This window comes from uncultured Rikenella sp., from assembly GCF_910577125.1.
Classification (GTDB): Bacteria; Bacteroidota; Bacteroidia; order Bacteroidales; family Rikenellaceae; genus Rikenella.
On sequence record NZ_CAJTMN010000053.1, the window covers coordinates 1 to 14,036 of the forward strand.

At 63.8% G+C, this 14,036-nt stretch carries 7 protein-coding genes; 1 reads left to right on the forward strand and 6 read right to left on the reverse strand.

From position 1 onward, the window contains the following. Positions 1-722: 722 nt before the first annotated feature. From QZ292_RS06740 to QZ292_RS06750, 3 genes are all read right to left on the reverse strand, one after another. The gene (locus QZ292_RS06740) at positions 723-2,237 is read right to left on the reverse strand and encodes an arylsulfatase (RefSeq protein WP_294599650.1); all 1,515 of its coding nucleotides are present in this window, start codon (positions 2,235-2,237) and stop codon (positions 723-725) included. Between the two features lie 67 nt (positions 2,238-2,304). Next, positions 2,305-5,082 carry a prolyl oligopeptidase family serine peptidase gene (locus QZ292_RS06745; protein ID WP_294599653.1) on the reverse strand — a complete coding sequence of 926 codons (2,778 nt, stop codon included), beginning with the start codon at positions 5,080-5,082 and terminating at the stop codon, positions 2,305-2,307. 441 nt (positions 5,083-5,523) lie between these two features. After that, a complete protein-coding gene (locus QZ292_RS06750) occupies positions 5,524-8,697 on the reverse strand; it encodes a UvrD-helicase domain-containing protein (protein ID WP_294599655.1) in 3,174 nt (1,057 codons plus the stop codon). 27 nt (positions 8,698-8,724) lie between these two features. Between QZ292_RS06750 and QZ292_RS06755 the strand changes: the two genes are divergently transcribed. Beyond that, positions 8,725-8,931, forward strand: coding sequence for a hypothetical protein (locus tag QZ292_RS06755; RefSeq protein ID WP_294599658.1), 207 nt, complete (start codon positions 8,725-8,727; stop codon positions 8,929-8,931). Positions 8,932-9,218: 287 nt separating this feature from the next. Here the strand turns inward: QZ292_RS06755 and QZ292_RS06760 are convergent, their stop codons facing one another. The 3 genes from QZ292_RS06760 to alaS are packed head-to-tail and all read right to left on the reverse strand — an operon-like array spanning position 9,219 to position 13,787. Continuing rightward, complete coding sequence (locus tag QZ292_RS06760; protein ID WP_294599661.1) at positions 9,219-10,187, reverse strand: diacylglycerol kinase family protein; 969 nt, start codon at positions 10,185-10,187, stop codon at positions 9,219-9,221. A gap of 11 nt (positions 10,188-10,198) precedes the next feature. Next, positions 10,199-11,152, reverse strand: coding sequence for a substrate-binding domain-containing protein (locus QZ292_RS06765; protein WP_294599663.1), 954 nt, complete (start codon positions 11,150-11,152; stop codon positions 10,199-10,201). Between the two features lie 4 nt (positions 11,153-11,156). Beyond that, positions 11,157-13,787 (reverse strand): alanine--tRNA ligase, encoded by a 2,631-nt coding sequence (alaS, locus tag QZ292_RS06770; RefSeq protein ID WP_294599666.1) that lies wholly within the window; start codon positions 13,785-13,787, stop codon positions 11,157-11,159. Between the last annotated feature and the right edge of the window lie 249 nt (positions 13,788-14,036).

Consider the following 14,036-nt stretch of genomic DNA (forward strand, 5'->3'; position numbering starts at 1 on the left):
TGGCCCAGCCGTCTGTCGTGTTCGGGCGGCGCGCTCCCCGGGTGGCCGAAGGCCCAGCGCGCAAGCCCGGCGACCCTGCGGGTCGCAAGAGTTCAATCTAACTTACAGCCCCAAGTTCGTCCCATTCGTCCTCGGCGCGCCGCAGTTCGGCGCCAGCGGAGGCGCAACGAGCTTCGTCGAGTTGCAGCCCTCCGCCTGCCGGGGCGTCGGACTGCGCGACCCTGCGGGTCGCAGAAGCTCGGGCACAAGCACCGCCCCGTGTCCGCCTCACTGCGGCTCCGCTGTCGCTCCGCCGCGTTTCGCGCGCCTTGGGAAATCCTGTCAAAATGTGCCGGCACATTTTGACGATTTCCCTTGTCAGGCGTCGGCGCGCGGTAGAGCTTTGTGCCGCCTGGAACTGCGCTCGGGCCGCGCGGGCCCCACGTCCCGTGGACGGGAAATGCTCACGCATTTCCATTTACCTGCTCAGCCCAATTCTCTCGCCCAATTCTCTGTCCGCACGCCTGCGCGATTCATCTATATTCGGCTCGCGCCGAAACAGTTGAATCGTCTCCTAAGGCGTCGGCGCGCGGTAGAGCTCCGTACCGAACGGAACCGTACCTTTCTTGAAAGAAAGGTACCCAAAGAACTTTTAGTTAGCTACGCTACGCCTTAGGCTCCGCAAGACGCAAGCTGCGGACGCCGCCGCACGCCATAAAACGGATTCCTTGGCCGAACCGGGGCTATCTCCCGCCGGTCTGAGGAAAGTTCGGGGTCTTGACCGGCACGTTTTTATTGATCAGCAATTTGCCGTCAGAGGATACCCATTTATCGCCCCGCTCTGCGAGGTGGTCGGCCATCTTTCGGCGAAAATCCTCCATACGGGAAGCCTGCTCCGACACTGCGTGCAAATCCCGAGTCTCGTACGGATCGTCCGCGAGATCGAAAAGCTGCTCCGTCCCCGTGCCGTAAAACCAGATATATTTATATCGCCCGTCCGTCAGCGCCACCCAGCCGCTGCCTCCGTAGCTGCCGGTATGCTCCAGGTCGAGCTGCGTCCGCCAGTCCGCCCGCTTCGGATTTGCCAGCAGATCCAGAATAGACTGCCCGTCCACCCCTTCGGGTACCGGTGCCCCCGCCGCATCGAGAAATGTGGGCAGAATATCCCGGATTTCGACCAGCTCGTCCCGCACCGAGCCCCGCCGTACCCGGGCTTTCATCCCCCGCGGATACCGCACGATGAAAGGTACGTGCGACGACCCCTCGTAAGCATAGGTCTTGCGCCAGTGGTGGTGGTCTCCGAGCATGTCGCCGTGATCCGAGACGAAGAGAATCAAGGCATTATCGTACATCCCCCGCTCCCGGAGCGCCGCGACGATGCGTCCGACCTGCTCGTCGACGAACGAAACGTTGGCCGCATAGTGTTTCCGCGACCGCTGGGCGTACTCCGCCCCGAAATCGCCGTACGCAGCCTCCCGGTTTTTGTTCGGGTCGTGGGTGTAGCGCGTCGAGTAGGCCGAATCCCAGTCGCCGACAACCGGCGCCGGCAGGCTCCTCCCCTCGTACAAATCCAGGAACCGCTGCGGCGGGTCGTACGGGCTGTGGGGCCGGGCGAAAGAGACTTTCAGGAAGAGCGGCTGCTCTTTGTCGTAGTTTTCGATCAGCCGCACGGCCCTCTCTCCCGTCCACCAGGTCGGATGCAGGGTGTCGGCCAGCGGATAGGCCCCGGCGCCGTGGTCGTTCCATCCGATGCGGCTGGAGTCGGGATCGAGCCCCGGGGCCGCCTGTGCGAACCACTGCCGGTAGTCGCTGACGAATCCCGGGTCTTCGACGCGGCCGGACTCGTCGAGCTCGGTCGCCGCGAACCCCCGCAGCGACCGCTGCGGATGCCAGTGCATCTTTCCGATTCCGTAGCTGTAATATCCGGCGTCGGTCATCAGCTGCGGCAGCTGGTTGGGATACTCCGGCGCGATGAAATTGTTGTAGCCGATCAGCCCGTGGTGCCACGGAGACTGGCCGGTCAGCAGTCCGGCCCGGGCGGGCGTACTGCTGGGAGCCGACGTGTAGCCGTGGGAGAACCGCACGCCGTCGGCCGCCAGCGCATCGAGGTGCGGCGTCACGACGGTCGTATCGACCGTGCCGAGGTAGTCGAACCGGTGCTGGTCGGTCATAATCAGAATCACATGGGGCTGCTGCCTCTGTGCGGCAGCGGCGCCGGCTGCGCTCAGCGCAGCCATCCAGGCCAATGTATATCGCATGGTTTTAAAGCACTATAAATATGAGATGTGCATTCGGATCGGGGAACCTGTCGGCTCCGGCCGGAGGCTACTCCTCCCGGCCCGTATCGATGCCCTTGTCCACGGCGCGAATCCCCCGCTCCATCCAGCGCGGCGCCGGAGCGTCTTTCAGGTAGTGGTCGAAGAACTCCATCATCCGGCGATCCCAGTCGAGCCGGTCGGCATACCGGCGCAGGTTGTGCGGCTGGCCGTTGTAGTTCAGCATCCAGACCGGCACCCCGTGACGTCGCAGGGCCAGAAAATACTCGATCCCCTGGTACCACGGCACCGCCTCGTCCGCATCGTCGTGCCGTAGGAGAATCGGCGTGCGTACCTTGTTCGCAAAGAAGAGGGGCGAATTTTCGATATACTCGATCGGTTTCTCCCACAGCGATCCCCCGATCCGGCTCTGGCCGTGTTCGTACTGGAACATCCGCGGCAGGCCCGACCCCCAGCGGATGCCGCCCGTGGCCGATGTCATGTTCGAGACCGGCGCGCCGGCGCTCACACACCGGAACATATCGGTCCGCGTCACCAGATAGGCGATCTGATAGCCGCCCCAGCTCTGCCCCTGCAGGGCGATCCGGCCGGGATCGGCGATGCCGCGGTCGATAAGCATCTTCGCGCCGCTCACCACCGCGTCGTAGCACGACTGCCCCGGATACCCCGTCCGATAATGGATATCCGGCATGAAAACCACATAATCCTGCGAAGTGCAGACCGCCGGAATCACGATCGACCAGCTGGGCTGCGGGTGGAGGTGCTTGTGGATATCGTCCGTGTGGGTCTCGTAGAAGTAGACGATGACCGGATAACGCCGCGTCGAGTCGTAATCCTCCGGCAGGTAGAGCAGCCCCTCGGCCGGAGCGCCGTTCATGTCGCTCCACGCCACACGCCGCACGCTGCCCCACCGGTAATCCGCCGCCTGCGGATTCGCCTCGCTCACACGCCGGGCCGCTTCGAGCCCGAATCCAGAGCGCCACAGATCCCTGTATTCCCGGAAGTTTTCCCGCTGCCACAGCAGCACGTCCGCCTCTCTCGCCCGCCCGACGAAGGTATACCGGTGGCCGTCCATCACCAGCCGCTGCGGTTCGCCCCCGCCCGCCGGCAGCCGATAGTAGCCGGCATCGCGCGACGCCCGGTCGAAGGCCGAGAGCAGGAGCGGCTGCGAAAGGTCGATCGCCTGTGCCTCCGGATCGAGCTCCACGTACCGGAAAGCGATACTGTCGCGCCGTCCCGCACCGCGGGTCAGGCACTCCGGAGCTCGCCGCCCCGAGGGATCGGTCGCCCAGAGGTCGAAATTGTCGTAAATCACCGCCCGGCCGTCGGTCGTCCAACCGGCCATTCCTTCGGCCGACGGGTCGTCGGGCATGTCGAAGCCCTGTTCGTACATCGAATAGGGAATCCGGGCCGAAAGCGACACCTCTGCCTCTCCCTTGCCGGCCGCCGTCGCAGCGGCGCGCCACTCGCCGCGCGGCGCGTCGTACCAGGCGATATACCGTCCGTCGGGCGAGATCGAGGCTTCGGCCTTAGCGGCCCGAGCCACCAGCCGACGCACGCCGGTCGCCGTCTCGACGGCATAGAGGTCGCGTTTGCCGGGCGACTCCCAGGTGCTGGCCCACTCGTACGGCCCGGCGTCCGTCCCCAAGGCATACCGCGCTCCGTCCTCCTCGGCGAGGATCACCGAGGGCAGCGACTCGTCGCCGAGCAGGGCCCAGCTCCCCCGCCGCGTGTCGTACATGGCCCGGAAGGTCTGTTTCTTCAACCGTTCGAGGCCGGCCAGCTGCTGGGTCATCAGCAGGGTGTCGGTATAGCTCCAGAGGTCGAAGCGGCTCTTCTCGTCTTCGGGCAGGGTGTCTTTGGGCACCACCCGCGGCGGGCGGTTCATGCCGAACTCCAGCCGACCGCCGCCACGCGAGAAGCGCAGAGGGCCGAACTCGCTCACCACAAAGCCGGTCGCCGCCCCTTCGGCCGCCACGCGCTGCGGTTTCCGATCTTTCGTATCGAACCGGTAGAGTTCACACCGGGCTCCGGTCGCGGTGGTATCGGCGGTGACAAGGAAAGCGCCCTGCCGGCCGGCTTCGTCCACAGCCAGGGTGCCGGTCTTCCCGACTTTGGCGGCATAGAGCTCGATGTCTCGCCCGTCGGCCCAGGCCCGGACGCTCCGCAGGCTGTCGCCTTTCAAGGTGTAGAGCAACAACCGGCCGTTCCGCGAGAGGCGGAAGCTCTCCACGCTGTCCATCACGACGCTGTCGCCGCCGGACAGCGCATCCCAAAGCACCAACCGACTGAATTTCTTCGCCTTGGGCGCTTTTTTGGCTGCTTCGGAGGTGTCTTTCGCGGGCACCACTTCGTACAGGTAGGCGATCATGCCGCTCCCCTCCCGGTCGGCGGTCTGAAAGCTTTTCAGCCGGGGAACGACGATCCGCTCGCCGGAGGTCAGCGAGGCCATCACCAAGGTGTCGGGCCGTTTCCGGTCGGCTTTGGTCTTGTCGATCTGCTCGCGCCGCTGCTGGGCACGTGTGGGAACGACTTTCGCGGCCACCCACGGCGCTCCGGAGGAGCCGAACAGCCGGGCACCGGAAGCCCGGTGCAGGGTATCGGCCTGCTCAGAAAGGGCGTCGTACACGACGGTCTGCCCGTCGCCCCGGGCGGGGTTCAGGCCGTACACGACCCATCGGCCGTCGTCGCTGATCTGCGGGGCGACGACCTGTCGCCAGCCGTCGAAAACGGTCCGATCCAACGCTTTTTTCCGGGCCTGTGCCCCTGCGGCCCACAAGCCCAGCAGGGCTGCGGCTATCGTCCAACGCCATCCGTTTCTTCTCATCCTGTCTATCGTATTTTGATTTTTGTACTCTTTTAAACCTATTCTATTCCGACTCCTCCGTCCGCGCGCCTTGGGAAATCCAGTCAAAACACGCAAGCGAGTTTTGACGATTTCCCTTCTAAGGCGTGGCGCGCGTCTTTGGCTACGGGAGTGAACTGTTCTCTTTGTGAACAAAGAGAACCAAAAAAACTTTAGAGGATGCTTCGCATCCTAAAACTGCCGGCGGCCCAATTCTCGGACGCTTCTTTGGGCCGGGGATTCTTCCGGGGCGTATAAAGCGGTAATTACCCCAACGCGCCCGGAGAACCCCGACCCAAAAGTGATCTCGAAGATTAAGGACTGCGGAGCCTAAGGTAGAGCGTAGCTAACTAAAAGTTTTTGGTGCCGCTTTTTTCAAAAAGCGGCAGTTCCATCCAGCACAAAGAACGGACAGATAGCCCATCAGCCGACCCGGTCGACCTCGCCCAGTTCCACGAACCACAGGTAACCCTCCACCCGCTCGTATCCCATCTCGCGCAGCAGCGACATGTACTCCTCCACCTGCCGCGCATAGCCCGGCTTCCGCAGCGATCCGAACTTATAGTCCACCACCACCGCCCGGTCGCGCCCCTGCGTCACCACCCGGTCGGGACGCCGCACACCCTGCCCCGCGATAATCTCCCGCTCGCTGTGCACCACCTCCCACTCCGGCGAGAACCACTCCGCCACCACCGGATCGCGCAGCGCCGCAGCAGCCCGCTCCCGCAGCAGCCGCTCCTCGCCGTCCGAGACGATCTCGCCCGCCGTCCGCATCCGAGCGATCGCCGCCTCGACCTCCTCCGGCCGGGCCGTCAGCTCGAACAGCCGGTGCATCAGCACACCGTACCGCCGCGGCGACACCGCCTCCCGATCCGTCCCGAAGTAGCGATCCGACCGCCACCGGGCGCGAATCCGCTGCCCTGCGTCGTGAGACGGAAAGTCCTCCAGCTCGATCCCCCCCTCGGAAACTCCCTTTCCCGAACCACCCGGCCGAACCGGTGCCGGCCCCCGTTCGCCGAACGTATAAAAGATGCCCTCTCCGGTGCCGTCCGGCAAGAAACAGCGCTCCTCGCCCAACGCCTCGACCTCCGGCAACACGGCGTCGATCAGGTGCGAGACACGCTCCGTCCCCTGCCCCTGCGGGTCGTACATCACGTAGAGCTCCCGCTCGGCCCGCGTCAGGGCCACATAGAGCAGGTTCAGATTATCGACATGAGCATAGACACTCTCGCGGTAGTAGGCCTCGGCGAAATGCGACCGCTCCATGATTTTTTTGTACCCCACCGGCACGGTGCCCAGCGCGGCAAACCGGCCGGCCTCCGGGCCCGAGGCGGCCGTCCAGAGGGTCGTCCGGCCCGCTTTGGGCAGCAGCTCCCAGTCGCAGTAAGGCAGCACGACGCACGGAAATTCCAGCCCCTTCGCCTTATGGACGGTCATGATGGTGATGGCGTCCTGTTCGGAGGGGAGATAAACGGTTTTCCGCACCCCCTTCTCGCGCCACCACTCCAGCCACATCGGAATATCGGGCAGGGCCTGTTTCTCGTACGAGAGCATGACCTGATAGAGCGCCTGGAGAAAAGCGGCCGCTTCGCGCCGCCGTCCGAGCCCGTAGCGTTCGATGATCCGCTCCAGCCCTTCGGTCAGAGCGCCCCGCAGCAAACTCTCGATAAAGCCGGCCTCGTCGGCGGAGAGCGGTGCCCCGTAGGGCCGCTCCAAAAAGGCGTTGTACCGGGCCCGCGCGACGGTATCCTCGCCCGACACGGCCAGCGCAAAGAGGGTCATCACGAACCCGACGACAGGCGAGCTGCCGAGCAGCAGGGCCTCCTGACTCACGATCGGATAGCCGGCTTCGAGCAGCACATCGGCCACCATCGGAGCCTCATAATTGTTCCGCACGAGCACGGCGATGTCGCGCAGGGCGTAGCCGCGGGCCAGCATGTCTGCCACGCGGGCGGTCAACAGCGCTCCGACCTGCTCGCGCGGGGCGGGAATCACTTCGACATACCCCTCGGGCGAGCGCAAGAGTTTCCCCGGGGCGCAGCGCTGTTCGAACCGTTCGTAGGATCGCCGCAGCATCTCGGCTCCCGACCGCACGGCGGACGGGGCTTCGGCCAGAAACTCCTCCAGCTCGGCGGCGTCCCGTTCCACGATGCTCCGCATCAGGAGGTTATTGAACGAGATGATGTTCCGTTCGCTGCGCCAGTTGGTATCCATCGGAACGGGTTCGGCCAGCGCGCCGGCGAAACGCGCTTCGGCCTCGGTGCCCAGAATCCGCCAGTCGCCGCCGCGCCACCGGTAGATGGACTGCTTCACGTCGCCGATCAGCATGACGGCCTCGCCCTCGTTTTCTGCCAGAGCGTTATCCAGCAGGGGGATAAAGTTTTCCCACTGTTTGGCCGAGGTGTCCTGGAATTCGTCGATCATGTAGCGCGAGTAGGCGTTTCCGACCTTCTCGTAGATGAACGGGGCGTCGTTGCCGGTCACCAACCGGTGGATGAGGGCTGCGGTCTGGTCGATCATCACGAGGTTCCCCTCGGCAGCCACGGCGCGCACTTCGCTTTCGAGCCGCGACAGCAGCAGGCTCCGCGAGAGGTTCTCGCGCACCAGATCGCGCGAGTTGACGTCACGCACCAAGGCATCGACTCCCGCGCGAACCTCCTGCAACAGAGGCATCAGGGCGGGTTCCAGGGCTTCGATCCGCTCGCGGGCGGGGGCGCGTTTGGTGCTCCACGCCTCGACGCTCTCTGCGGCCTGCCGGAACCGCAATCCGTAAGGCCGGGGCGTGTCGGCTTCGGCTAACTGAAAAAGGTAGCCGGCAAAACTCATCCGCTTATAAGGAAAGTCGTCGAGGGTCAGCCCGGCGGCGGAAATCACCTCCACAGCGCGCCGGGCGGTCTCTTTCAGCTGTCCGAACCGCGTTTCGATGTCGCGCACGATCTCGTCGAAGACCCCGACGAGCTGTGCTACGGCTCCGGTGTCGGACACGTAGCTCTCTTTAAAAAGTTCGCCGCCGATCCGAACGAGGTCGGAGCGCACGTCCCAGCTGCGTCCCTGCTCGGCGCGCTCGTCGAGCAGGCGGTTCACGGCCTCCCGCACGGCGGGTTCGGAGGCTGTCCGCTCCAGCAGACGGTCGATGGCGGCGTCCAGCACCCATTCACGGTCGATCTCGACGGTGTAGTCGAAATCGAGTCCCAGCTCGCGGAAAAAGGCGCGGGCGACGCGCTGGAAAAATTTGTCGATGGTGGAGACGGCGAACCGGGAGTAGTCGTGCAGGATCAGGCTCCGCGCCGCGCCGGCGTTCCGGACGATGGTGCTCCGGGTGAGGCCGGTCTCGCGCATGAGGTCGTGCAGATAGGGCACCTCCGGTTCGTCGCCTTCGGGCTCTTCGGCGGGAGCGGAGGCGAGGGCGTGGAGGCTCTCGACGATCCGCCGCTTCATCTGCTCGGTGGCCTTGTTGGTGAAGGTCACGGCCAGGGTACTCCGGTAGAGAGAGGGGTCGCGGACGACGCCTTTTATATATTCGTAGGCCAGCCGGTAGGTTTTTCCGGAACCGGCGGAGGCTTTCAGTATCTTGACCTGACCCATATCGTTCGTCACAGGGGGTGTATCACAGGGAATGTATCATTGTGCCGGGGCGGAGGGCTCGCCGCCCCGGGCTTCCGCCACCACGCATCGAGCGTACTGAGCCACGTCGGCAACAACGGTTCCAGTTGGTCTTCGACGGTCAGCAGTACCAATGGCGTGTACTTTGGTTTCGGCGTGGCGTGGCTCGATCCCAACAGCACGTACAGCCGTGCCAGCGGTTTTCAGTTGCGTTGCCTCTCGGAATAAACGGGGGCCGAAGCTTCGCACCGTTCTTCGTTCACGCTCGGGCCGGGCAGGACCCACTAATAAGGCAGAGACAACCCTAACAAAACACCCTGTGGGTGCGTGGACGGGCGATGCTCACGCATCGCTGCGGCTGTATCGGCCCAAAGCTTCGCACCGTTCTTCGTTCGCGCTCGGGCCGGGCAGGCCCCACGTCCCGTGGACGGGAAATGCTGCGCATTTCTGCGGCTGGGTCGGTACAAATCATTGCCCATGCGCGCAGGGAGGCCGGTTAACAAGACAGCCCCGCCCTAAGCGCGGTCGCGGATGAACTTCTCGCTCACCACCACCCGAACCGCACGCTCGACGATCTGGAACTCGAAATCGGAATAACCCAATATCTCGCCGTCGATCTCCAACCGGATCGGACGCTCGGCATGCACTTCGATCCGCCCCCCGCGAAACAGACGAATCTGCGGAATGTCGTAAATATTCCCCGTATAGACCACCCGGAACCGCCGGAACAACCGCACCCGGTTCATGTTCGGAATCACCGTGAGGTCGAACAGACCGTCGTCGGCAATGGCATTCGGCGTCTGAGAAAGCCCCCCCGCCGTGTACTTGCAGATGCCGACCGTACCGGTAAACAACCGGCCGTGAAAAACCTCCTCGCCGTCCACTGCGATCCGGACGCGACGCGCCCGATAGCGCATCGCCTCGCGAAAAACGCTGAACAGATAGATCCACCGTCCCCGATATCCCCGCTCCTTGAGCCGGTTGAAACCCCGGCAGACCGCCGCGTCGTAGCCGAACCCCGCCACATTGGCCTGATACCTGACCTGATGGACTTTCGACTCGTAATAGCTGACCCGTCCGACATCCTGCAAAAAGGAGCGACTCTCGCGAATCGAACGGATGGCGTCCACGTAATTCCGCGGAATACCGAACATCCGTATCCAGTCGTTGCCCGTCCCCACCGCAATCACGGCCATCAGGATATCGGTTGTCGGACAGGACTGCTGGATGAAAAAGCCGTTCACGGTCTCGTGGATCGTCCCGTCGCCGCCCACCACGATGATCCGCCGATAGCCCTGCCGCACGGCCGCGACGGCCAGCTCCGTGGCGTGATACTTGCGCAGGGTGAACATGGCGTCGACGGCGATCCCCTCGTCGCGCAGCAGGCCGCTGATCTGCGGCCAGTCGGTCAGCCCGCGGCCGCTCCCGGCCACCGGATTGACGATGGCGGCCCAGCGCTGCGATATGTCGAACGTTTCGTCCATGCCGTAAAAAACTACCTGACCACCTCGACCGGCACATAGACCTTCTCCTCGCCCCCGTCCCCCTCGCCACGCACCAGCCGGAGCAGCCGCTCGATCCCGGCGGTCACTATCACGGGATAGTCCTGCCGGATCGCCGCACAGTGGGGCATCCGGCGCACGAAGTCGAGCACGTCGTTCGTCGGGTCGAAGAACACCGCCGCAGCCGCGGCTCCGTCCAGCTCTTCCGTCGCCGGCCGGCAGAGGCTGTCCAGACGCGCCATCCCGCCGATACTATTGGCATCCGCCAAAGTCGTCCCCGAAAGAAAAACCACGCCGTTGACCGGCAGCTGCGCCTCGTCGGTCAGAAATTCGGTCGCCTGCTGCCGCCCCGTGGCCGGCACGTCGCCCGACCACAAGAGGGCCGCCGTATCCGGCACCTCGGGCAGGAATCCGGCCAGCCGCCCCGCCATGGCGGCATCTCCCTCGACCCCGCCGAACAGACCGATCCCCGTCGCCGGCCGTCCCCCTTCGGCGCACAGTTCCCGGAGGGTCACCGCCGCCAACCGGCCCGCAGCCTCGTTGTCGGAACCGATATAGAAGCTCCGCGCAGTGCCCGGCGCATCGGAGTCGAACGTCCCGACGAAGACTCCAGCCGCCACAGCGGCGTCGACCGCCTCCCTCAGCTCCGCATCCGAGGCATCGATGCAGCTGAGCAGAATGCCGTCCACCCGTGCCTGAACGAGTTTTTCGATCAGCTGGGCCTGCGACGCGGCAGTCGGATTGTACGAGACGTCCCACCGCACGGCGATATCATAGGCCTCCCGCGCCGCCAACGCAGCCGCCTTGGCCACCGCCACCGAAGCGTCGTCCACCTTGGGCACTACGGCAAGGGTGATCTTCCGCTCCGGGGTATGATCGCACGAAGAGAGCAAGCCGCCCCACAGTACAGCAACCCCCAATAACGTATACAGACTGCCCGTTTTCATCAAGCTACGCATTCAACTTCGCCTTGATCAGGTCGAGCGCCGCGGCCATCGCATCTTCGATTCCGTCGCTGTTTTTGCCGCCGGCCGTCGCATAGTGAGGCTGTCCGCCGCCGCCGCCCTGGATCAGTTTGGCCGCCTCGCGTACGATGGCCCCGGCATTCAGCCCCTGCGCCACGGCCGAATCGCTCAGCACGACGGTCAGGGTCGGTTTCCCGCCGAAGGTGCTCCCGAACACCGCCGCCATATCGTTCATCCGTTCCCGCAGGCCGAGCGACACGCTCTTCACCGAATCCGGCACCAAATCCAACCTTCTGGATATCAGCTGGAAATCGCCCGCCGGTTCGGCAAATCCCATCAGTTTCTCGATCAGGAATCCGTCCCGGGCCTGCCGGATCTGGGTCATCTGTTTGCCCATCTCGGCATTCTCGTCCATCATCTTCCTGAGGGCCGCCACCACCTGGTTGGTCCGCAGGACAACCATCAGCTCCTTGATCATATCGCTCTGCTCCTCGCACATCTCCTCTGCGGCACGCCCCGTGACGGCTTCGATCCGCCGGATGCCGGCCGCGCTGGACTCCTCGGAGACGATCCGGAAGAGGCCGAGATTCCCCGTCGCCGGCACGTGCAGCCCCCCGCAAAGCTCGACAGAATGGCCGTACTTCACCACCCGCACCTCGTCTCCGTACTTTTCGCCGAAGAGCATCATGGCTCCCATCTCGCGTGCCTGCTCCATCGTGCAGTGACGGTTCTCTTCGAGCACGAAGTTGGCGCGGATCGCCGCATTGACCCGGCGTTCCACCTCTCTGAGCTCCTCGTCCGTCACCTTCTGGAAGTGCGAGAAGTCGAACCGCAGGTAGTCCGGCGTCACCAGCGAGCCTTTCTGTTCGACATGCGTGCCGAGCACTTCGCGCAAGGCGTGGTGCATCAGGTGGGTCGCCGTATGGTTGGCCGCCGAGGCCATCCGCCGTTCGGTGTCGACCACCGCTTCGAACCCGGCCTCCACGTTCGCCGGCAAGGCGTTAGTGATGTGCACCGTCAGGTTGTTCTCCTTCTGCGTGTCGACCACCGCAGTCCGTTCGCCCGTCGCCGGGTCGAGCAGATAGCCGGTATCGCCGACCTGTCCCCCCATATTCCCGTAGAAGGGGGTGTAGTCCAACACGATCTGGTAGTGCGATTTCCCTTTCGACGTCACCCGCCGATAGCGGGCGATACGCACTCCTCGATAAGTGGCGTGGTCGTAGCCGACGAACTCCGACCGTTCGACCGGCAGCACTTCGACCCAGTCGTCGGTCTCGACCGCCGAGGCGTTGCGCGATCGGTTCTTCTGTGCTTCGAGCTCCCGTTCGAACCCGGCGATGTCGACTTCGACCCCCTGTTCCGAAGCGATGAGCTGCGTCAGGTCGATCGGGAATCCGTAGGTGTCGTAGAGCGTGAAGGCATCGGCGCCGCTGATTATTTTCTTGTCCGAAGGCAGCTTCTTGATAATGGAATCGAGCATATTAATCCCGGTGGCCAAGGTTTTCAGGAAGGAGTTTTCTTCTTCGAAAATAACCTTTTCGATCAATTGCTGCTGCGCCTTGAGTTCCGGGAACTGTCCCCCCATCTGTTCCACGAGGGTCGGCACGAGGCGGCAGATGAAGGGCTCGGTGAAGCCCAGATAGGTGTACCCGTACCGCACCGCCCGCCGCAAGATGCGCCGAATGACATACCCTGCCTTCACATTGCTGGGCAGCTGCCCGTCGGCGATCGAGAAGGCGATGGCGCGCAGGTGGTCGGCGATCACGCGCATGGCGATATCCTTTTTAGGGTCGCTCCCGTAGGCTACGGAGGCCATTTGCGCGATCTTTTGCAACAAGGGCTGGAAGACGTCGGTGTCGTAGTTCGATTTCTTGCCCTGAATCACCATGCAGAGCCGCTCGAAGCCCATACCGGTGTCCACATGCCTGGCCGGCAGCGGCTCCAGCGAGCCGTTTGCCTTGCGGTTGAACTGCATGAAGACGAGGTTCCAAATCTCGATCACCTGCGGGTGGTCTTTGTTGACGAGGCTGGCCCCGTCGACTTTGGCCCGCTCGGCGTCGTCGCGCAGGTCGAAGTGGATCTCGGAGCAGGGCCCGCAGGGGCCCGTGTCGCCCATCTCCCAGAAGTTGTCTTTCTTGTTTCCCCGCAGGATATGCGAGGCGGGCAGCCGCTCGGCCCAGAAATCGTAGGCCTCCTGATCGAAGGGCACGCCTTCGTCGGGCGAGCCCTCGAAGACGGTGGCGTAGAGCCGGTCAACGGGCAGTTTATACCGTTCGGTGAGCAGTTCCCAGGCCCATGCGATGGCTTCTTTCTTGAAGTAGTCGCCGAAGCTCCAGTTGCCGAGCATCTCGAACATGGTGTGGTGGTAGGTGTCGTGCCCGACCTCTTCGAGATCGTTGTGTTTTCCGCTCACGCGCAGGCACTTCTGCGTGTCGGCGACCCGGGGCGACTGGGCGGGCTGGTTGCCGAGGAAGATGTCTTTGAACTGGTTCATCCCGGCGTTGGTGAACATCAGCGTGGGGTCGTTCCTGACGATCATGGGCGCGGAGGGCACGATACGGTGCTGTTTTTCGCGGAAAAAGTCGAGAAAGGTCTGGCGGATTTCGTTGGAGTTCATCTGGTATTGAGTTCTCTTTGCGTGTTTTATCGGTTCGTCTGCCCGGTGGAGATCTCCACGAGGGGAACAATTTACAAAAGTACGATATTTTTCGATTCGGCCGTCCGGGGGCGTTCGCACGGCGCATGAATGAGTCCTGCGGAGCCTGAGGCACGCGGACAGAGAAAGGGGCAGACACGGCTGCAGCAAAACGAAGTTTTGCCCGTCCACGGGACGTGGGGCCCGGCCGGCCCGAGGCCAGTCGATGCT

Coding starts and splice junctions, on each gene's coding strand:
- QZ292_RS06740 (WP_294599650.1), bottom strand. CDS start 2,237: ATGCGATATACATTGGCCTGGATGGCTGCGCTGAGCGCAGCCGGCGCC.
- QZ292_RS06745 (WP_294599653.1), bottom strand. CDS start 5,082: ATGAGAAGAAACGGATGGCGTTGGACGATAGCCGCAGCCCTGCTGGGC.
- QZ292_RS06760 (WP_294599661.1), bottom strand. CDS start 10,187: ATGGACGAAACGTTCGACATATCGCAGCGCTGGGCCGCCATCGTCAAT.
- QZ292_RS06765 (WP_294599663.1), bottom strand. CDS start 11,152: ATGAAAACGGGCAGTCTGTATACGTTATTGGGGGTTGCTGTACTGTGG.
- alaS (WP_294599666.1), bottom strand. CDS start 13,787: ATGAACTCCAACGAAATCCGCCAGACCTTTCTCGACTTTTTCCGCGAA.